This window comes from Pseudomonas sp. o96-267 (genome assembly GCF_003935465.1).
GTDB classification, from domain to species: Bacteria; Pseudomonadota; Gammaproteobacteria; order Pseudomonadales; family Pseudomonadaceae; genus Aquipseudomonas; species Aquipseudomonas sediminis.
Genome location: NZ_RHQP01000017.1, coordinates 59,329 through 78,275 on the forward strand (window position 1 = coordinate 59,329; position 18,947 = coordinate 78,275).

Annotated in this window: 19 protein-coding genes; 9 read left to right on the top strand and 10 right to left on the bottom strand. The window is 63.1% G+C overall.

Features of this window, described 5'->3' with window-relative positions; genetic code table 11:
- Nucleotides 1–5 precede the first annotated feature (5 nt).
- The 5 genes from EGJ86_RS13490 to EGJ86_RS13510 form a co-directional block, all read right to left on the bottom strand.
- The gene (locus EGJ86_RS13490) at nt 6–1,334 is read right to left on the bottom strand and encodes a HAMP domain-containing sensor histidine kinase (protein WP_125835435.1); all 1,329 of its coding nucleotides are present in this window, start codon (nt 1,332–1,334) and stop codon (nt 6–8) included.
- Between the two features lie 63 nt (nt 1,335–1,397).
- The gene (locus tag EGJ86_RS13495) at nt 1,398–1,811 is read right to left on the bottom strand and encodes a Spy/CpxP family protein refolding chaperone (RefSeq protein WP_106733980.1); all 414 of its coding nucleotides are present in this window, start codon (nt 1,809–1,811) and stop codon (nt 1,398–1,400) included.
- Nucleotides 1,812–1,945: 134 nt separating this feature from the next.
- Nucleotides 1,946–2,623 carry a response regulator transcription factor gene (locus EGJ86_RS13500; protein ID WP_125835436.1) on the bottom strand — a complete coding sequence of 226 codons (678 nt, stop codon included), beginning with the start codon at nt 2,621–2,623 and terminating at the stop codon, nt 1,946–1,948.
- A 3-nt stretch (nt 2,624–2,626) separates the two neighbouring features.
- A complete protein-coding gene (locus EGJ86_RS13505) occupies nt 2,627–3,001 on the bottom strand; it encodes a translation initiation factor 2 (IF-2, GTPase) (RefSeq protein WP_125835437.1) in 375 nt (124 codons plus the stop codon).
- A gap of 41 nt (nt 3,002–3,042) precedes the next feature.
- Nucleotides 3,043–3,342 (bottom strand): YciI family protein, encoded by a 300-nt coding sequence (locus EGJ86_RS13510; protein WP_074940120.1) that lies wholly within the window; start codon nt 3,340–3,342, stop codon nt 3,043–3,045.
- A gap of 120 nt (nt 3,343–3,462) precedes the next feature.
- On the opposite strand from EGJ86_RS13510, the gene EGJ86_RS13515 reads away from it, so the two are divergent.
- From EGJ86_RS13515 to rluB, 7 genes are all read left to right on the top strand, one after another.
- Complete coding sequence (locus EGJ86_RS13515) at nt 3,463–4,329, top strand: PHP domain-containing protein (RefSeq protein ID WP_099525358.1); 867 nt, start codon at nt 3,463–3,465, stop codon at nt 4,327–4,329.
- A 13-nt stretch (nt 4,330–4,342) separates the two neighbouring features.
- Entirely contained in the window at nt 4,343–4,969 is a 627-nt protein-coding gene (locus tag EGJ86_RS13520) for an L-threonylcarbamoyladenylate synthase (protein ID WP_125835438.1), read from the top strand.
- Nucleotides 4,970–5,156: 187 nt separating this feature from the next.
- Complete coding sequence (locus EGJ86_RS13525; protein ID WP_125835439.1) at nt 5,157–6,371, top strand: tryptophan--tRNA ligase; 1,215 nt, start codon at nt 5,157–5,159, stop codon at nt 6,369–6,371.
- Nucleotides 6,372–6,511: 140 nt separating this feature from the next.
- Nucleotides 6,512–7,210 carry a ScpA family protein gene (locus EGJ86_RS13530; RefSeq protein ID WP_166432412.1) on the top strand — a complete coding sequence of 233 codons (699 nt, stop codon included), beginning with the start codon at nt 6,512–6,514 and terminating at the stop codon, nt 7,208–7,210.
- The gene (gene scpB / locus EGJ86_RS13535; protein ID WP_125835440.1) at nt 7,207–8,016 is read left to right on the top strand and encodes an SMC-Scp complex subunit ScpB; all 810 of its coding nucleotides are present in this window, start codon (nt 7,207–7,209) and stop codon (nt 8,014–8,016) included. The genes EGJ86_RS13530 and scpB overlap by 4 nt, the downstream gene beginning before the upstream one ends.
- 97 nt (nt 8,017–8,113) lie before the next feature.
- Nucleotides 8,114–8,296 carry a DUF1289 domain-containing protein gene (locus tag EGJ86_RS13540; protein ID WP_106733985.1) on the top strand — a complete coding sequence of 61 codons (183 nt, stop codon included), beginning with the start codon at nt 8,114–8,116 and terminating at the stop codon, nt 8,294–8,296.
- Between the two features lie 126 nt (nt 8,297–8,422).
- On the top strand, nt 8,423–9,580 hold the full coding sequence (gene rluB, locus EGJ86_RS13545) for a 23S rRNA pseudouridine(2605) synthase RluB (RefSeq protein ID WP_092374724.1): 1,158 nt from the start codon (nt 8,423–8,425) through the stop codon (nt 9,578–9,580).
- A gap of 103 nt (nt 9,581–9,683) precedes the next feature.
- Here rluB and EGJ86_RS13550 read toward each other — a convergent pair whose 3' ends face one another.
- From EGJ86_RS13550 to EGJ86_RS13570, 5 genes are all read right to left on the bottom strand, one after another.
- Nucleotides 9,684–10,610 (bottom strand): GGDEF domain-containing protein, encoded by a 927-nt coding sequence (locus tag EGJ86_RS13550; RefSeq protein ID WP_125835441.1) that lies wholly within the window; start codon nt 10,608–10,610, stop codon nt 9,684–9,686.
- A gap of 241 nt (nt 10,611–10,851) precedes the next feature.
- The gene (locus EGJ86_RS13555; RefSeq protein WP_125835442.1) at nt 10,852–11,592 is read right to left on the bottom strand and encodes a YciK family oxidoreductase; all 741 of its coding nucleotides are present in this window, start codon (nt 11,590–11,592) and stop codon (nt 10,852–10,854) included.
- Between the two features lie 80 nt (nt 11,593–11,672).
- Nucleotides 11,673–12,344 (bottom strand): N-acetylmuramic acid 6-phosphate phosphatase MupP, encoded by a 672-nt coding sequence (gene mupP / locus EGJ86_RS13560; RefSeq protein WP_125835443.1) that lies wholly within the window; start codon nt 12,342–12,344, stop codon nt 11,673–11,675.
- 5 nt (nt 12,345–12,349) lie between these two features.
- Entirely contained in the window at nt 12,350–13,048 is a 699-nt protein-coding gene (gene ubiG, locus EGJ86_RS13565) for a bifunctional 2-polyprenyl-6-hydroxyphenol methylase/3-demethylubiquinol 3-O-methyltransferase UbiG (RefSeq protein WP_125835444.1), read from the bottom strand.
- A 294-nt stretch (nt 13,049–13,342) separates the two neighbouring features.
- Nucleotides 13,343–14,662 (bottom strand): TRZ/ATZ family hydrolase, encoded by a 1,320-nt coding sequence (locus EGJ86_RS13570; protein WP_125835445.1) that lies wholly within the window; start codon nt 14,660–14,662, stop codon nt 13,343–13,345.
- 157 nt (nt 14,663–14,819) lie between these two features.
- On the opposite strand from EGJ86_RS13570, the gene mtnA reads away from it, so the two are divergent.
- Nucleotides 14,820–15,896, top strand: coding sequence for an S-methyl-5-thioribose-1-phosphate isomerase (gene mtnA / locus EGJ86_RS13575; RefSeq protein ID WP_125835446.1), 1,077 nt, complete (start codon nt 14,820–14,822; stop codon nt 15,894–15,896).
- Nucleotides 15,897–16,120: 224 nt separating this feature from the next.
- Nucleotides 16,121–18,889 carry a DNA gyrase subunit A gene (gyrA, locus tag EGJ86_RS13580; RefSeq protein WP_125835447.1) on the top strand — a complete coding sequence of 923 codons (2,769 nt, stop codon included), beginning with the start codon at nt 16,121–16,123 and terminating at the stop codon, nt 18,887–18,889.
- The last annotated feature ends 58 nt before the right edge of the window (nt 18,890–18,947 follow it).

Below are 18,947 nucleotides of genomic sequence, written 5' to 3' on the forward strand. Positions count from 1 at the left end.
GCGCTTCAGCCTGCCTGCTGCCTGGCCGGCAGGCTGAGCGTGGCAACGAAGCCCCCTTCTGGATGGTTGGCCAGCAGTAGCTCGCCGCCATGGCGCTGCGCGGCCCGGCGTGCGATGGCCAGCCCGAGGCCGTGGCCGGTGCTGCTCTGACCGGGTGCACGAAAGAAAGGTTTGCCCAACTGCTGCAGGTGCTCGCTGGCCACGCCAGGGCCATGGTCGCGCACACTCAGCGTGACGCTTGCACCCTGGCGCTGCATGCTGATGACGACAGGCTGATCCGGCGGGCTGAAGCGCAAGGCATTGCGTAGCAGGTTGTCCAGCGCGCGTTCCAGCATGTCTGGCCAGCCTTCCAGGCGTGCCGCGGGGTCGAGATCGATCTGCAACTGTTGCTGTGGGGCGGTCAGGCGAGCGTCTTCCTGCAGTTTGCCGAGCAGGGCGGCCAGGTCGACGGGGTGCGCATCGCCCGGGTCTGCATCCAGACGCGCCAAGGCAAGAATTTCGCTGATCAGCGCCTCCAGCCGTTCACACTCCTGACTCAGGCGTGGCCACAGCCTTTCTCGCTCTGCAGCATCGGCGCGCTCTGCCAATGCCAGTGCAATACGCAGTCGCGCTAGGGGCGAGCGCAATTCGTGGGAAACATCGCGCAGTAACTGGCGCTGGCTGCCGATCAAGCCCTGCAGTCGCTCGCCCATGCGGTTGAAGTCCTTGGCCAGCAAGCCCAGCTCGTCGCGGCGGGTGGCCAGACGAGCCAGGCTGTTCTGCTGATAGGCGGTCTGACCGAGGTCATGCACGGCGCCGCGCAAGCGGTCCAGTGGGCGGGTAATCGACAGCGTCAGCATAAGGCTGAACAGCGTCAGCACCACCAGGGCAATAGCGATGGCGCTGAGTGGCCAGAACAGGCTGCCGCGGTGCCAGGCTGCCAGTTCCGGGTGTGGAATTCGGTAGATGAACAGGTAGCTTTCGCCGCTTTCCGGGCTGGTGTATTCGGCGGGCAGACGCCGCCAGGGCAAGCGACGGTCGTCGCCTTGACGCGCCTCGAAGGCTGCAGCACGGGACGGAAAAGTGCCTTTGACCAGTTGCTGGCCGCTCTCGCCAAGCACCTGCGTGTCGATGCGGTATTCGCGTTTACGCTGTTCGAGAAAATCCTGGGCGGCTGCTGGCCCCTTCTGTTCGTAGCGCTTGACCCATTTGCTGTCGAGGCCATCCAGGCCTGGGTGCAGGCTTAGAATCCAGGCGTCCTGATTGAGGGCGCGACCCAGCAGCAGGGACAGGCCGGCGACCAGTGCGATGCCCAGCCAGAAAGTCGCCAGAATGCGCCAGAACAGTGAACGCACGGTAATTCCTCATGCAAAAGCCGCCGGTCTCTGGGAGCGCGGCGGCGGGTTTAGGGGCGTCGATCAGTTGGTCTTGCTGTCCTTCTCAGCCTTCCAGGCCTTGAATTCGGCCATCTCGGCGCGACGGGCTTCCATTTTTTTCTGATGCTCGTCGAAGGCCTTCTGCTGCTCGGGGTTGAGCAGGTCACGCAGGGCCTTGTGCTGGTCGGCGCGGGCCTTGTCCAATTCCTTCTTCATGGCCTGCTTTTCGGCTTCCGGCAGCTTGTCCAGGTAGCGCTTGGTGATGTCGCGATGGGTTTTCATCTGATCGCCCATCAGTTTGCGAAATTCCTGGCGCTGTTCCTTGCTCAGGTTCAGCTCCTTGAACATGCCGGGGCCGCGGTCGTGGTGGCGAGGGCCACCGTCTTGCATGGGCATGGCGAAGGCCAGGGTCGGCAGGGTGGCAGCGAGCAGCAGGGCGGTGAGGGTCTTGCGCATGGTGATTCTCCTTGTCTCGAAACCGGTAACGACCGGATGGGCTCAGTATGCGGCGGTCAAGGTCAAGGGCAGTCAGGTGTGGGTAAAGCTTGGGTAAAGGCGATGTTGCGGGTTATTTACGCTGCGCCAGGCAGTCACTGCGCGTAGTAATAGCCGCGACTGCGCAAGGCGAGAATGCGTGGGCGGCCATCCGGGTGCGGGCCGAGCTTCTTGCGCAGGTTGCTGACGTGCATGTCCAGGCTACGGTCATACAGCGTCAATTTGCGGCCCAGGGCGAGTTGCGCCAGGGCCTGTTTGTCCACTGGCTCGCCCGGCTGCTGCAGCAGGGCCTCCAGCAGGCGGCTTTCGGAAAGCGTCAGGGGAACGTCATGTTCGCCAATACTGACCACCCCGCGATTGGGGCTGAAGCGGAGGTCGCCCAGCTCCAACTGGCTGCTTGCCGGTGCGGGCACGGTGCGGCGCAGCACAGCGCGCAGGCGTGCGGTCAGCTCGCGAGGGTCACAAGGCTTGGCCAGGTAGTCATCGGCGCCTAGCTCCAGGCCAAGGATGCGATCCAGGGGTTCGCCCCTGGCCGAGAGCATCAGCACCGGCAGTTCCGGATGCTCGCCACGCAATTGCTTGAGCAGCTCCAGGCCGCTGCCGTCCGGCAGCATGACATCCAGCACCACGGCCTCAGGCGCGTGTGTAAGGAGGGCCTGGCGGGCGCCGCCGGCATCATGGCAAGCCGTGACCTGAAAGCCTTCCTGGGTCAGCCAGCGGGTCAGCAGTTCGCAGAGTTCCTGATCATCATCGATCAGCAGCAGTCGGTTCATGGGTTAGTTGATCCACTCGCGACGGGTCTTGCGAGAGCCGCGCAACAGTGCGCCGAATACCATCGAGATCAGGCTCAGGGCAGCGCCAACGGCGAACCAGGTCTGTTCTTCGCTGAGCAGGCGAGGTTGAGCCTGAGCCTGGCTTTCCTTTAGTTGCATGCGCAGGCGCTGGTTTTCCTGGCGCAGGCGTTGCAGTTGCACGGCGCTGCTCGCTTCCTGCTCGTTGCGCAATTGCTCACTTTGCGCCAGGCGCTGCTCCAGCGCCTGGGTGTCGAGCGGCGCTGCAGGGGCAGATGGCTCAGAGGGTTGTTCTTCTGCCTGTACCGAAGCACAAGTCAGCATCACGGTGACCAGCAGGGACAGCGGGATCGAGCGCATCGCGATTCCTTGTGTGCGAGAGCAGCGTTGGTAGAACTCTTTCAGGGCAGTACTTTCTTGAAGGGTTTGACCAGAACGTTGGCATACACACCGGCGGTTCGATATGGGTCGGCGTCGGCCCATTTCTGCGCAGCTTCGAGGGAGTCGAACTCGGCAACCACCAGGCTGCCACTGAACCCTGCTGGGCCCGGATCGTTGCTGTCGACGGCCGGATGCGGGCCGGCCAGCAGCAGGCGGCCTTCCTGCTTCAACTGCTCCAGGCGAGCGAGATGAGCAGGGCGGGTGGCCAGGCGATTTTCCAGGGAGTTTTCGACGTCGGTGGCGATGATGGCGTAGAGCATCTCAATCCTTATTTGGGGTCGAAGCGGGGAGGGGTGAAGCGTTTGCGCCACACGGCAACAGCCTGCTTGCGGCGGATGTGGGGCATAATAACAAACATCAATCTCAACGAAAGCGCCGCCATGATTGTCGATTTGCACTGCCACAGCACCGCCTCCGATGGCGCCCTGGCCCCCGCCGTACTGGTGGCCCGAGCACATGAGCGGGGCGTGCGGCTACTGGCGTTGACCGATCATGACACCCTGGAAGGTCTCGATGAAGCGCGCCGTGCTGCCGAGCCGTTGGGTGTGAAGCTGGTCAACGGTATCGAGTTGTCCTGCACCTGGGGTGGGGCGACCATCCACGTATTGGGCTATGCCTTCGAGCGCGAGGCGCCAGCGCTGTGCGCTGCCATAGAGGCCCTGCATCACGGGCGCTGGCAGCGAGCCGAGGAAATCGACCGACGCCTCTCGGCTAAAGGCATGCCGGGCGCACTTGAGGGCGCACGTGCTGTCCAACAGGAACTGGGCGACAGTGGTAACGCGCCGGCGCGTCCACATTTCGCCGAATTTCTTGTGCGCGCCGGCCATGTGCGCGATCGCGCCGAGGCTTTTCGCAAGTGGCTGGGCTCGGGTAAGTTGGGTGACGTCAAGCAACATTGGCCTATGCTGGAAGAAACCGTCGCCACTTTGCGTTCGGCCCGGGCCTGGATCAGCCTGGCGCATCCGTGGCAGTACGACTTTACTCGCAGTAAGCGTCGACGTTTGGTGGCCGATTTCGCGGCGGCCGGCGGTCATGCCCTGGAAGTGGTCAATGGCATGCAGCCGGCCGAGCAAGTCGGCGGTTTGGCGATTCTGGCGCGCGAATTTGGCTTGATGGCCAGTGTCGGCAGCGATTTCCATGCGCCCGGCGACTGGTCCGAGTTGGGCATGTATCGCCCATTGCCTGATGACCTGACTGCGCTCTGGGAGCGCTTCGAACATGCACAGCCATCCGCTGTCACTTCATGAGCTGGGAGCAAGTGTGAGTCAATTTTTCCAGGTTCACCCGGAAAACCCACAGGCACGCCTGATAAAACAGGCTGTGGAAATCATTCGTGGCGGCGGCGTGGTGGTCTATCCGACCGACTCTTCCTATGCGCTGGGCTGCATGATCGGTGACAAAAATGCGGTAGAGCGCATTCGCCGCCTGCGTCAGCTCGACGACAAGCACAACTTCACCCTGGTTTGCCGCGATCTGTCGCAGATCGGCCTGTTCGCCAAGGTCGACACCGCCGCTTTCCGCCTGCTGAAGAATCACACCCCGGGCCCTTACACCTTCATCCTCAACGCCACCCGCGAAGTGCCGCGGATGTTGCTGCACCCCAAACGTCGCACCATCGGCATTCGCGTACCCAGCCACCCGATCGCCCTGGCGCTGCTGGAGCAATTGGGCGAGCCGTTGATGAGCGTCAGCCTGATAATGCCGGGCGATGAGCTGCCGATGTCCGACCCCTACGAGATGCGCCAGATTCTCGAGCACCATGTGGACCTGATCATCGATGGCGGTTTTGGTGGTCTGGAAGCCTCTACCGTGGTCAATCTGGCCGACGACAGCCCCGAGGTCGTGCGCGTCGGTTGCGGCGACCCGACGCCGTTCAACGATCTCTGAAGCGAGACCGGAAAAATCCGTCATGCTCGCGCCGGCGGGCATCCAGAATGTTCGAGTGATCTGGGCTTCCGGCTTCGCCGGAGTGACGATCAAGCGCTTTTTCAAAACATCCCTGACACCGCCTTTTCCGTTGTGAGCGCAGCTACCCTATACTCCGTGGTCTTGTCTGGATTATGGATAGAACGGTTTGAGCCTTAACGACTCTGAGCGTCGAGTGTTGTCAGGGATGCGTCCGAGTGGTCGTCTTCACCTCGGGCACTACCACGGTGTGTTGAAGAACTGGATCAAGTTGCAGCACGAGTACGACTGCTTCTTCTGTATCGTCGACTGGCATGCCCTGACCACCGAATACGCCGATGCCGGCCAGCTTTCCCAGCACGTCATGGATATGGCCGTGGATTGGCTGGCCGCAGGCATAAGCCCCAGCTCTGCAACGCTGTTCGTACAATCGCAGGTGCCGGAGCATGCCGAGCTCCACGTGTTGCTGTCGATGATCTGCCCGCTCAGCTGGCTGGAGCGCGTACCGTCCTACAAGGAGCAGCAGGAGCACCAGAGCGGTAAAGACCTCTCCACCTACGGTTTTCTCGGCTACCCGCTGCTGCAGGCCGCGGACATCCTGCTGTACCGCGCCGGGCAGGTGCCGGTCGGCGCCGATCAGCTCCCCCATATCGAATTTGCTCGTGAAGTGGCGCGCCGCTTCAACCACCTGTACGGCAGCGAGCCGGATTTCGAGCGCAAGGCTGAAGCTGCCATCGGCAAGCTGGGCAAGAAGCTCGGTAAGCTCTACAGCAACCTGCGCAAGGCTTATCAAGAGCAGGGTGACGCACAGGCCCTGGAGACGGCGCGGGCCTTGCTCAAGGAGCAGACCAGCATCACTCTCGGCGACCAGGAGCGCCTGTACGGCTATCTCGAAGGTGGCGGCAAGGTGATTCTGAGTGAGCCGCAGCCGATTCTTGCCGAGTTTTCGCGGGTACCTGGCCTGGACGGACAGAAGATGGCCAAGTCCAGCGGCAACTCGATATTCCTGCGCGATAGCGATGCCGAACTTGAGGAAAAACTGCGGCGCATGCCCACCGATCCGGCCCGCGTACACCGTGACGATCCAGGTGAGCCGCAGCGTTGCCCGGTCTGGTCGCTGCATCAGCTGTATTCCAGCGACGAGCAATTGCATTGGGTGATCGAGGGTTGTCGTAGCGCCTCGATTGGTTGCCTCGACTGCAAGAGCACGCTGTGCTCCTCTCTGCAGGCCGAGCTTGCGCCGCTGCAGCAGCGCGCCATCGACTACGAGGAAAGCCCGGACCTGGTGCGCAGCATTCTCGCCGAAGGCGCCGAGCGCGCGCGTGACGAAGCGCGTGAAACCCTGGCCGAAGTGCGCATGGCCATGGGCCTGAATTACCGTTGAAGGAGCGCCCGTCGATGAGCGAGCCCGCCACGCCAACCCCCGACAGTCAAGCCGGTGCCCAGCAGGAGCTGCCGTTCGCCCTGGTGTACGGCGAGGCGGTCACCGAGCTGCCACTGGATCTGTACATTCCCCCGGATGCCCTGGAAGTCTTCCTCGAGGCCTTCGAGGGGCCGCTGGACCTGCTGCTCTATCTGATTCGCAAACAGAACATCGACATCCTCGACATCCCGGTGGCCGAGATCACCAAGCAGTACATGGGCTACGTTGAGCTCATGCACTCGGTGCGTCTGGAGCTGGCTGCCGAATACCTGGTGATGGCCGCCATGCTGGCCGAGATCAAGTCACGCATGCTGCTGCCGCGCTCGACCGAGGCCGAGGAAGAAGAGGACGACCCGCGTGCCGAGCTGATTCGCCGCCTGCAGGAATACGAGCGCTTCAAGGCCGCTGCCGAAGGTATCGACGAACTGCCGCGTGTCGGCCGCGACGTGACCGTACCGAAACTGGATGCTCCCGAAGCCCGCGCGCGCAAGCTGCTGCCGGACGTCAGCCTGGAGGAGGTGCTGCTGTCGATGGCTGAGGTGCTGCGCCGCGCCGACATGTTTGAAAGCCACCAGGTTACCCGTGAGGCCCTGTCGACCCGCGAGCGTATGAGTGAGGTGCTGGAGCGCCTCAAGGGCGGGGCGTTCGTGCCGTTCGTCGAGCTGTTCGCTGCCGAAGAGGGCCGACTAGGCGTGGTGGTGACCTTCATGGCGGTGCTCGAATTGATCAAGGAATCCCTGGTCGAGCTGGTGCAGAATGAGCCCTTCGCCGTTATTCACGTCCGAGCCCGTGCCGAATGAACCTCAACGATCCCAACGACCTGGCCCAATTGCTTGAAGCCTTTCTGCTGGCTTCCGGCAAGGCGCAGTCGCTCGAACGCCTTTTCGAACTCTTCGAAGAGGGTGAGCGGCCCGAGCCTGAGCAGTTCAAGGCGGCGCTGGAGGTCCTGCGTCTGTCCTGTGAGGGGCGCGCCTTCGAGTTGAAGGAGGTGGCCTCGGGCTACCGCCTGCAGGTGCGTGAGCGCTTCGCCCCCTGGGTTGGCAGGCTTTGGGAAGAGCGTCCGCAGCGTTACTCTCGTGCGCTGCTGGAAACCCTGGCGCTGATCGCCTACCGCCAGCCCATCACCCGTGGCGAGATCGAGGACGTGCGCGGCGTGGCGGTCAACAGCAACATCACCAAGACCCTGCTCGAACGCGAGTGGATTCGCGTGGTGGGCTATCGCGATGTGCCGGGGCGCCCGGCGATGTTCGCCACCACCAAGAGCTTTCTCGATCACTTCAACCTGAAAAGCCTCGACGAATTGCCACCGCTCGCCGCCCTGCGCGAGCTGGAGCCCGAGCCTGAACTGGCGCTGGATGACGACGCCGAGGTGCCGGCCGGGTTGCAGGCACGCGCCGATCTGGCCTTGCAGGAAGACGGCGAAGCCGCCGAGCCCCGCGAGGAAACCAGCTTCCGCAGCCTGCTGGCCGAGCTGGATACCATGGAGCAAGGGCTCAAGACCGATTTCGATGATCTGCGCCTGGCCGATGAGGACGAGGCAGGCGAGTCGGATGAAGCGGTCGAAGACGATCTGGCCGACCTGGATGGCGATCAGCCGTTGCATTGAGTGCGTGTAAGCCAGCTATCGAATACTTCAATCTCGCTGTTGTGTGCTCGGCCTTTATTCTGGCGCCCATCCGATCCTTCTCGGCCCAGGAGCGCCCATGAGCAAGAGCCCGTGCATCAAGGTCTGTGAATTCGAAAAGGACATCTGCCTCGGCTGTGGCCGTAGCCGCCAGGAAATCAAGGGCTGGAAGCGCCTGGACAAGGGCGAGCGCCTGGCTCTGCTGGCCGAAGCCAATATGCGTCTGCTGGCGCTGGAGGCGACCGGACGGCGCAAGTTCTGAGCGTGCCGGGCGCTGCTTCAGCGCTTTTCGCTGTCGTTTGGCCGAGCCTCGTCTACCCTAAGGGCTCTGTAGTGCGTATGATGCGCGCCCTTCGATCATCAACTACTACACCGGGAGGTGCCCACGATGACTGAGCACGAACAACCGCGTCCTGCAGGCGAGAAACTGCAGAAAGTCCTGGCCCGCCTCGGGCTGGCTTCGCGTCGCGAAATCGAGACCTGGATCGCCGAAGGTCGGGTCAAGGTCAATGGCGCTGCTGCGACCCTGGGCCAGCGCGTCGATGCCAACGACGCCATCGCCCTCGATGGCCGCTTGCTCAAGCGCGAAGAAATCACCGGCTCGGTACGCCGCGTGCTGATCTACAACAAGCCGGACGGCGAGATCTGCACCCGTGACGACCCGGAAGGTCGCCCAACCGTCTTCGACCGCCTGCCGCGTCCCAAAGAGGGGCGCTGGATCAACATCGGTCGCCTCGATATCAACACCACCGGTCTTTTGCTGTTCACCACCGATGGTGAGCTGGCCAACCGCCTGATGCACCCCTCTTATCAGATGGACCGCGAATATGCGGTGCGCGTGCGTGGTGAAGTCACTGAGGAAATGCTGGAGAACCTCAAGAACGGCGTGATGCTCGAGGACGGTCCGGCCAAGTTCACCGACATCAAGGAAGCGCCGGGCGGCGAAGGCTTCAACCACTGGTATCACTGCGTGGTGATGGAAGGCCGCAACCGTGAGGTGCGCCGCCTGTGGGAGTCCCAGGGTCTGGTGGTGAGCCGTCTGAAACGTGTGCGTTTCGGTCCGGTGTTCCTGACCTCCGAGCTGACCATGGGCCGCTGGCGCGAAATGGAGCAGCGTGAAGTGGACATTCTCAGCGCCGAAGTTGGCCTGACCCCGCAGGCACTGCCGGCGATGAAGGAAAAGACCCGCGAGAAGCTCGACCGCCTGCAGCGCAAATCGGCCAAGCCGGTCGAGGTACGTGGTAAGCGCGTGTTGCGTCCGGCGAAGGATGAGGCCGGTGCTGACAATGCTCGCCCGAGCCGCGCACCGCGCCGTGACGAGGCTGAGCAGCGTACACCGCGCGGCCCGCGTAAAGAGGGCGGTGAGCGCCGCGAGAATGGCCGTGGCACACCGGTGGCGGAGCGTCCGAGCGATGTGAAGAAGCGCCAGCCGCGCCCGGCCGTCGAGTTGTCCGAGCGTCCGGCGCGCAAGCCGCGTCCGGCAACACCCGGCAAGCGTCCGCCTGCTGGTGATGGTCAGCGTCCAGGCTTCGGCCGCAAGCGCTGATAAACGAAAAAGGGACTCTGCGGAGTCCCTTTTTTCATTCTGCTTTCCGGAAGGCAGCGTGAACTACTGTATTCAGAGCATTCCGAATTAGGCGGGCAATCTCTCAACCGGCCATGGACAGGCGGTTGCGGCCTTCGCGCTTAGCCACGAACAACGCGTTGTCAGCACGGCGCAGCAAGCTTTCGCCTGACTCGCCCGGCAGCAGGCTGGAACAGCCCAGGCTGATGGATACGTCGATGTGGCGGCCGGCATCCAGGCATTGCAGCTCCATCACCGCAAAGCGCAAGCGCTCGCCTACCAGTGCGGCGCCCTCGCGGTTGGTGCCGGAGAGAATCACCAGAAACTCCTCGCCGCCGTAGCGAAAGACCATATCGATATTGCGCAACTGGTTCTTCAAGGTCTGCGCGACCGCTTTCAGCACTTCGTCGCCAAGTGTGTGGCCATGGTTGTCGTTGATGCTCTTGAAGTGGTCGATGTCGAGCATCAGCAGCGACAGCGGTTGCAGGTTGCGGCGGGCCAGATCCACCTCGCGCTGCAGCACCTGGTCCATGGCGATGCGGTTGCCGGTGTCGGTCAGCGGGTCGCGCAGCGCGCTTTGCAGCGCGGTGCGGTAGAGCAAGGCATTGCGCAGCGGGAACAGCAGGCTCGCCAGCAGTGATTCCAGCTGGATCAGTTCGTCTTCGGCAAAGCGTTGCTTGCGACGGAAAATCAGCTCGCCCAGGTATTCCCCCTCATGGCTCAGGCGATAGCCGGCCGAGTGGGGCGCGCGCTCGCCCAGTTCGAGGCGCAGGTCGTGCGACGGATGTTGAAAGGCCAGTGCATCGAGCGGCACCAGACGCTGTACCTCGCGAAAGAACAGGCTGAGGATTCGTTCCACGTCCAGGCTGGTCTGCAGTTGCAGGCTCAATTGGTGGCGCAGCTCTATCAGGCTGGCGGGCTTGAGCGGCAGATTGCGACTGCCGGTAAAGCCGAGACGCTGCAGCTTGGCGGCATCGAAATCGATGGTGTTGGACTGGCTGGGGGGAACCATGGAGCTGAACCTCTGGCGCGGATGGTGCGACGAGAGGGTTAGAGCGAATTTCGTGCCAGGTGGTTCAAGTGAGCTTAAAGTCTTGTGAAGTCAGTCACTTAGATGTTTTTCGAAAGGCTGATCGGCAAGCGGTTGCCGGTTGGCTGACGGTGATGCTGGCAATGTGCTGCCGCTTGGCAAGGTTGGTGGCGGTTTTTTGTCGGCGATGGCCCGCTGGGGTGCAGCGGGCCATGGCGGGTAATCACTGGGCGTCGAACGCCTGGCCGTTGACGCCCTTGCTGTCCGGGCCCATCAGGTACAGATAAAGCGGCATGATCTCTTCCGGCAGTGGGCGGGTCGCCGGGTTTTCCCCAGGATAGGCCTGGGCGCGCATGGCGGTGCGGGTCGCCCCCGGATTGATGCTGTTGGCGCGCACGTTGGCGATGCCGTCCAGTTCGTCAGCCATGACCTGCATCAGGCCCTCGGTGGCGAATTTCGATACCGCGTAGGCGCCCCAGTAGGCGCGGCCCTTGCGTCCGACGCTGCTGGAGGTGAAGGCGACGGAGGCGTCCTGCGACAGTTTGAGCAGCGGCAGCAGGGTGTTGCTGAGCATGAACATGGCGTTGACGTTGACGTGCATCACGCGCATGAAGTTGTCGCCGGACAGCTGCTCCAGCGGCGTGCGCGGGCCGAGGATCGAGGCATTGTGCAGCAGGCCATCGAGGCGGCCGAACGCGTTCTCGATCATCACCGACAGTTCGTCGTACTGGTGCGGCAGGGCGGTTTCCAGGTTGAAGGGGATCACCACCGGCTGCGGGTGACCGGCCGCCTCGATTTCGTCATAAACCTGGCTCAGGTTGGCTTCGGTCTTGCCCAGCAGCAGCACGGTGGCGCCGTGGGCGGCGAAGCTCTTGGCGGCGGCCGCGCCGATACCGCGACCGGCGCCGGTGATCAGGATGACGCGATCCTTGAGCAGGTCTGGGCGGGCGGTGTAGTCGAACATGTGAGGATCCTTCGAAGAACTGGTAGGGCGGGTGCAACCCGCCAGAGTGGAGAGTGACGGGTTTCACCCGTCCTGCGCGATCAGCAACTGCACAGGGCGCGATCGAGCACCGCACGCAGTTCCTGGGGGTGATCCACGACCACGTCGGCGCCCCAGTTGCGTGGGTTGTCCTCGGGGTGGATATAGCCGTAGGTCACTGCGGCCGTGCGGCAGCCGGCGGCGCGGCCGGATTCGATATCCCGTGCGTCGTCGCCGATGAACAGCACTTCCTCGGGTTTGACGCCCATCTGCTGGCAGGCGAGCAGCAGCATGTCCGGCGCCGGCTTGCTTTGCTCGACATGGTCAGGGCAGACCAGCACGGCCGAACGCTCGGCCAGATTCAGACCTTGCATGATCGGCTCGGCGTAACGCACCGGTTTGTTGGTGGCGACGCCCCACAGCAGGCGCGCCTGTTCGATATCGTCGAGCAGGGCTTCGATGCCCTCGAACGGGCGGGTGAGGACTGCGCAGTGTTGCTGGTAGCGTTCCAGGAACTCCAGGCGCAGGGCTTCGAAGGCGGCCGAATCCGGATCTTCATCGAAAGCGCAGGCGACCATGGCGCGTGCGCCGCCGGAGACCTGGTCGCGTATGGCCTTGTCGGCCAGTGGTGGCAGACCGCGAGCGGCGCGCATGGCCTGGGTGATGGCGATGAAGTCCGGCGCCGAGTCGAGCAGGGTGCCGTCCATGTCGAAAAGAACTGCTTTCAAACGCATGCGGCCTACTCCTTGCGCAGCGTCTGGATCATGTAGTTGACGTCGACGTCTGCTCCCAGCTTGTAGTGCTTGGTCAGAGGGTTGTAGGTCAGGCCGATGATGTCCTTGACCTCCAGCCCGGCTGCGCGGCTCCAGGCGCCCAGTTCGGAGGGGCGGATGAACTTCTTGAAATCGTGAGTGCCACGCGGCAGCAGGCGCAGGATGTACTCGGCGCCGATCACGGCGAACAGGTACGCCTTGAGGTTGCGGTTGATGGTCGAGAAGAACACCTGGCCGCCGGGCTTGACCAGTCTGTAGCAGGCACGGATGACCGATGAGGGATCGGGCACGTGCTCGAGCATTTCCAGGCAGGTGACGACGTCGAACTGGCCCGGCATCTCCTCGGCCAGCGCTTCGGCGGTGATCTGCCGGTAGTCGACTTCGACGCCGGACTCCAGCTGGTGCAACTGGGCGACCGACAGCGGCGCTTCGCCCATGTCGATACCCATCACCGTGGCGCCGCGCTGGGCCATGGCCTCACTGAGGATGCCACCGCCACAACCGACGTCCAGTACCCGCTTGCCAGCCAGGCCGACGCGTTCGTCGATCCAGTTGACTCGCAGCGGGTTGATGTCGTGCAGGGGTTTGAACTCGCTCTCGCGGTCCCACCAGCGGTGTGCCAGGGCCTCGAATTTGGCGATTTCGGCGCGGTCGACGTTGCTCATAAGCATCTCTATTCAAAGCATGGAAAGCGTATCGCCGCTATGTTGCCAGTTTAAGAACGGGCATGGGGCGGCGCGGGTTCGTTCAATGTATGTCAGTTTGTCGCAGTCGTTTGGGAATGTTGTAGAGCCCAAGGTTCATCGGCTGCTCATTTATCTCGTACATACTCGTTCTGCCCCCTCTCCCATTTATGGGGGAGGGTTGGGGAGGGGGCTTGGCAACGGCTCGGTGTTGCCTGACAGCCCTCTCCCCCCCGGCCCCTCTCCCGCAAGCGGGAGAGGGGAGAATAAGCGGCGTTACTCGCTGGCAATCCTGGCTCCCCATTCCCTGGCCTTGGCGATCAGCACGCTTTCGTCCATGCGGGCCAGTCGGCCGTCGTCCAGCAACTGCTTGCCGCCAACCCACAGATGCTTCACGCAGTCGCGGCCGCTGGCATAGATGAGCTGCGATACCGGGGCGTAGATCGGTTGCTGGGCCAGGCCGGAAAGGTCGAAGGCGACCACGTCGGCGAGCTTGCCCGGTTCCAGCGAGCCGGTCTGTGTTTCCAGTCCCAGTGCGCGGGCGCCATTCAAGGTGGCCATGCGCAAGGCACTGTGAGCGTTCAGGGCAGTGGCGGAGCCGGCGACGGCCTTGGCCAGTAGCGCGGCGGTACGGGTTTCGCCGAGCAGGTCGAGGTCGTTGTTGCTGGCGGCGCCATCGGTGCCGATGGCGACGTTGACGCCAGCCTGCCACAGACGCTCGACCGGGCAGAAGCCGCTGGCCAGTTTGAGGTTGGATTCAGGGCAATGCACGATGCTGCAGTTGTGCTCCACCAGCAGCGCCAGGTCCTCGTCATCGATCTGCGTCATGTGCACCGCCTGGAAACGCGGGCCGAGCAGGCCGAGGCGTGCCAGGCGGGCCAGTGGGCGTTCGCCGTGCTTGGCGACGGCTTCGGCCACTTCCTGGACGGTTTCGTGCACGTGCATATGAATGCCGGCATCCAGCTCGTCAGCCAGTACGCGAATCTGTTCCAGCTTGTCGTCGCTGACCGTGTAGGGCGCGTGAGGGCCAAAAGCGATGCGGATGCGAGGGTGCTGCTTGAGGTCATCGAACAGTTGCAGGCCCGTGCGTAGGGCTTCGGCTGCATTGAGTGCGCCGGGTACCGGGAAGTCCAGTACGGGAACGGTGATCTGCGCGCGCACGCCGGCGTTGTGCACGCGTTCGGCGGCGGTCTGCGGGTAGAAGTACATGTCGGAGAAGCAACTGATGCCGCCCTTGATCTGTTCGGCGATGGCTAGGTCAGTACCGTCGCGGACGAAATCCTCATCGACCCACTTACCCTCGGCGGGCCAGATGTGCTCGTGCAGCCAGGTCATCAGTGGCAGGTCGTCGGCAATGCCGCGCAGCAGGGACATTGCTGCGTGGCCATGGGCGTTGATCAGCCCCGGCGCGAGCAGGCACTGAGGCAGTTCGCGCACCTCCTTTACTGGGTGGCGCAGTGCCTCGGCACGTGGCGCGATCAGTGCGATCTGCCCGTCGCGGATTCCCAGGCCATGATCGCGCAGCACGACCCCGGCTGGTTCCACGGGCACCAGCCAGGTGGGCAGCAGCAACAGGTCGAGAGGAGATTCGGGCATGAGGGCGTCCGTCTGGCTTGATCGATGCAGGGAAGGTCGCCAGTGTATAGATGAACGCACTCAGCTTGAAGTCGTGGGGCGTGCCGGATAGTTCGGCTGGTGCCAGTTGGTCTGCGTATAATCCGCGATTTTTTGGCGGTGACAGATGGAGTGCGCGATGCGCGAGCAATTGCTGGCGGTGGAGAAGGTTCAGGCAATCGAGTGGCGCGATGGTGCGTTGTACCTGCTCGATCAGCGCCTGTTGCCGCATCGGCAGACCTGGCTGCGCTTCGACTCTGCCGCCGAGGTGGCCGATGCGATTCGCGACATGGTGGTGCGTGGTGCGCCGGCTATTGGCATTGCTGCTGCCTATGGGCTGGTGCTGGGTGTCCGTGCTCGTCTGCAAGCCGGTGGTGACTGGCGTGAGGCGTTGGAGGCGGATTTTGCCTATCTCGAGCGCTCGCGCCCGACTGCGGTAAACCTGTTCTGGGCTCTGCAGCGCATGCGTGAACGCCTGGCAAGACTCAAGGATGGCGACGACATCCTGGCGCTACTGGAGGCTGAGGCGGTGGGGATTCATCTCAGCGACCGTGAGGCCAACCTGACCATGGCGCAGTTGGGCATGGAACTGATTCGAAAGCATCAGGGCAATCTGCAGGTGCTGCTGACGCACTGCAATGCCGGTGCCCTGGCAACCGGCGGCTTTGGCACCGCGCTCGGGGTGATCCGTGCGGCGTATCTGGAAGGTTTGGTCGAGCAGGTCTATGTCGATGAAACCCGCCCCTGGCTGCAGGGAGCGCGACTGACTGCCTGGGAATTGGCGGGTGACGGCGTGCCGGTCACGCTCAATGCCGATGCAGCGGCGGCTCACCTGATGAAGACCAAGGGCATCACCTGGGTCATCGTCGGCGCTGATCGCATCACCGCTAACGGTGATGTGGCCAACAAGATCGGCACTTATCAGTTGGCGGTCAACGCCATGCACCACGGCGTGCGGCTGATGGTGGTGGCGCCAAGTTCGACCATCGACATGAATCTGGAAAGTGGCGAGGACATCCTGCTCGAAGAGCGCGATGGTATTGAGTTGCTGGAGGTGGCGGGGCATCGAGTCGCGGCCGATGTGCATGCCGTCAATCCGGTTTTCGATGTGACGCCGGCTGATCTGGTTGACTACATCGTGACCGAGAAGGGCGTGATCGAGCGTCCAGATAGCGCCAAGCTGGCGCAGTTGATGTGCCGTAAGCGCCTGCATTGAACCTGCCATGCGCGCGCCGTCGCGGGGTAGGTGTGTAGCACGCTTTGTGGTAATCTCCGGCAGTTTTCAAGGGGGCTGACTGCAGCCTCCTTCACTGCATCGAATCGTGACATAACTCGTTGATTTGTCGTGAGTCGCTGATGGCCTGAGGCTATCGCGACGAGCTCCATGGCGTTCAGGAAGAATGGCGCGGAGTTTCACCAGAAAAAGGAACCAGGCTTCTCATGGGCGAACTGGCCAAAGAAATCCTCCCGGTCAATATCGAAGACGAGCTGAAACAGTCCTACCTCGACTACGCGATGAGCGTGATCGTCGGGCGTGCGCTGCCGGATGCGCGCGATGGCTTGAAGCCGGTACACCGCCGTGTGCTCTACGCCATGAGCGAGCTGGGCAACGACTGGAACAAGCCCTACAAGAAATCCGCCCGTGTGGTCGGTGATGTAATCGGTAAATACCACCCGCACGGCGACATCGCGGTGTACGACACCATCGTGCGTATGGCGCAGGACTTCTCCCTGCGCTACCTGCTGGTCGACGGTCAGGGCAACTTCGGTTCGGTGGACGGCGACAACGCCGCGGCCATGCGATATACCGAAGTGCGCATGACCAAACTGGCCCACGAGCTGCTGGCCGACCTGGAAAAAGAAACCGTCGACTGGGTGCCCAACTACGACGGCACCGAGCAGATCCCTGCTGTCATGCCGACCAAGGTGCCGAACCTGCTGGTCAACGGCTCGTCCGGTATCGCCGTGGGCATGGCCACCAACATCCCGCCGCACAACCTCACCGAGGTGATCGACGGCTGCCTGGCGCTGATGGACAACGCTGAGCTGACCGTCGATGACCTGATGCAGTACATCCCCGGCCCTGATTTCCCCACTGCGGGCATCATCAACGGCCGTGCCGGCATCATCGAGGCCTATCGTACCGGCCGTGGGCGCATCTACATCCGCGCTCGCGTCGAGGTCGAGGATATCGACAAGGTCGGCGGTCGCCAGCAACTGGTGGTCACCGAGCTGCCGTACCAGCTGAACAAGGCGCGTCTGATCGAGAAGATCGCCGAGCTGGTCAAAGAGAAGAAGATCGAAGGCATCACCGAGCTGCGTGACGAGTCCGACAAGGACGGGATGCGCGTGGTGATCGAACTGCGTCGTGGTGAAGTGCCGGACGTGGTACTGAACAACCTGTACGCCCAGACCCAGATGCAGAGCGTGTTCGGCATCAACGTCGTGGCGCTGGTCGACGGTCAGCCGAAGATCATGAACCTCAAGGACATGCTTGAGGTGTTCATCCGTCACCGCCGTGAAGTGGTGACCCGCCGTACTGTCTACGAGTTGCGCAAGGCGCGTGAGCGCGGCCACATCCTCGAAGGCCAGGCGGTAGCGCTGTCGAATATCGATCCGGTGATCGAGCTGATCAAGGCCTCGCCGACGCCGGCCGAAGCCAAGGAGCGCCTGATCGCCACTGCCTGGGAATCCAGTGCGGTGGAAGCCATGGTCGAGCGCGCGGGCGCCGACTCCTGCCGCCCGGAAGGGTTGGATGCGCAATACGGTCTACGTGACGGCAAGTACTACCTGTCGCCGGAGCAGGCTCAGGCCATCCTCGAATTGCGCCTGCACCGCCTGACCGGCCTGGAGCACGAGAAGCTGCTGGCCGAGTACCAGGAAATTCTCAACCTGATCGGCGAGCTGATCCGCATCCTGACCAACCCCGAGCGCTTGATGGAAGTCATCCGCGAGGAGCTGGAGAAGGTCAAGGCCGAGTTCGGTGATGCCCGTCGTACCGAGATCGTCGCCTCGCGTCTGGACCTGACCATTGCTGATCTGATCACCGAAGAAGAGCGCGTCGTCACCATTTCCCACGGCGGCTACGCCAAGAGCCAGCCGCTGGCGGCCTACGAGGCGCAGCGTCGCGGTGGCAAGGGCAAATCGGCCACTGGTGTGAAGGACGAGGACTACGTCGAACACCTGCTGGTCGCCAATAGCCACGCAACCCTGCTGCTGTTCTCCAGCAAGGGTAAGGTGTACTGGCTGCGTACCTTCGAAATCCCCGAGGCCTCGCGTGCTGCGCGTGGTCGTCCGCTGGTCAACCTGCTGCCGTTGGACGAGGGCGAGCGCATCACCGCGATGCTGCAGATCGACCTTGAAGCGCTGCAGCAGAGCGCCGGCGCAGACGAAGATCTTGATGATGAAGGCGTGGTGATCGAGGGCGAAGCCAGCGAGGTGGTCGAGGCCGAGGAAGTCGAAGAAGTCGAGGGCGAAACCCCTGAACTGGTCGCGGAACCGACCGGCGCCTTCATCTTCATGGCCACCGCCTTCGGTACCGTGAAGAAGACCCCGCTGGTGCAGTTCAGCCGTCCGCGTAGCGCCGGTCTGATTGCCCTGAAGCTGGAAGAGGGTGACACCCTGATTGCCGCCGCCATCACTGATGGTGCCAAGGAAGTCATGTTGTTCTCCGACGCCGGCAAGGTGCTGCGCTTCGCCGAGAGCAAGGTGCGCACCATGGGCCGCACCGCGCGCGGTGTGCGCGGTATGCGCCTGGGCAAGGATCAGCAACTGATCTCCATGCTGATTCCGGAGTCCGGTGCGCAGATTCTCACCGCCTCTGAGCGCGGCTTCGGCAAGCGCACCGGTCTGGGCAAGTTCCCCCGTCGCGGTCGTGGCGGCCAGGGCGTTATCGCCATGGTCACCAGCGAGCGTAACGGCAAGCTGGTCGGCGCCATCCAGGTGCAGGACGGCGAGGAAATCATGCTGATTTCCGATCAGGGCACCCTGGTGCGGACCCGTGTCGACGAAGTCTCCAGCTCGGGCCGTAACACTCAGGGCGTGACCCTGATCAAGCTGGCCAAGGACGAGACCCTGGTCGGCCTGGAGCGTGTGCAGGAGCCGACTGCGGTGGAAGAGGACGAGCTGGTCGAAGGCGAAGAGGGCGCTGAAGTCGCCGAAAGCGTCGAAGCACCAGTCGCCGACGCCGAGGAAGGCAGCGAAGAGTGAAGTCGGGCTCTGTAGGAGGGGCTTTAAAAGCCCCTCCCGCAGACACGGTGACAGTGTG

Excerpts from the sequence above, each read along its gene's own strand:
- EGJ86_RS13495 (WP_106733980.1), bottom strand. The coding sequence starts at position 1,811 with ATGCGCAAGACCCTCACCGCCCTGCTGCTCGCTGCCACCCTGCCGACC.
- EGJ86_RS13500 (WP_125835436.1), bottom strand. The coding sequence starts at position 2,623 with ATGAACCGACTGCTGCTGATCGATGATGATCAGGAACTCTGCGAACTG.
- EGJ86_RS13505 (WP_125835437.1), bottom strand. The coding sequence starts at position 3,001 with ATGCGCTCGATCCCGCTGTCCCTGCTGGTCACCGTGATGCTGACTTGT.
- EGJ86_RS13510 (WP_074940120.1), bottom strand. The coding sequence starts at position 3,342 with ATGCTCTACGCCATCATCGCCACCGACGTCGAAAACTCCCTGGAAAAT.
- EGJ86_RS13515 (WP_099525358.1), top strand. The coding sequence starts at position 3,463 with ATGATTGTCGATTTGCACTGCCACAGCACCGCCTCCGATGGCGCCCTG.
- scpB (WP_125835440.1), top strand. The coding sequence starts at position 7,207 with ATGAACCTCAACGATCCCAACGACCTGGCCCAATTGCTTGAAGCCTTT.
- EGJ86_RS13540 (WP_106733985.1), top strand. The coding sequence starts at position 8,114 with ATGAGCAAGAGCCCGTGCATCAAGGTCTGTGAATTCGAAAAGGACATC.
- rluB (WP_092374724.1), top strand. The coding sequence starts at position 8,423 with ATGACTGAGCACGAACAACCGCGTCCTGCAGGCGAGAAACTGCAGAAA.
- EGJ86_RS13550 (WP_125835441.1), bottom strand. The coding sequence starts at position 10,610 with ATGGTTCCCCCCAGCCAGTCCAACACCATCGATTTCGATGCCGCCAAG.
- EGJ86_RS13555 (WP_125835442.1), bottom strand. The coding sequence starts at position 11,592 with ATGTTCGACTACACCGCCCGCCCAGACCTGCTCAAGGATCGCGTCATC.
- mupP (WP_125835443.1), bottom strand. The coding sequence starts at position 12,344 with ATGCGTTTGAAAGCAGTTCTTTTCGACATGGACGGCACCCTGCTCGAC.
- ubiG (WP_125835444.1), bottom strand. The coding sequence starts at position 13,048 with ATGAGCAACGTCGACCGCGCCGAAATCGCCAAATTCGAGGCCCTGGCA.
- EGJ86_RS13570 (WP_125835445.1), bottom strand. The coding sequence starts at position 14,662 with ATGCCCGAATCTCCTCTCGACCTGTTGCTGCTGCCCACCTGGCTGGTG.
- mtnA (WP_125835446.1), top strand. The coding sequence starts at position 14,820 with ATGCGCGAGCAATTGCTGGCGGTGGAGAAGGTTCAGGCAATCGAGTGG.
- gyrA (WP_125835447.1), top strand. The coding sequence starts at position 16,121 with ATGGGCGAACTGGCCAAAGAAATCCTCCCGGTCAATATCGAAGACGAG.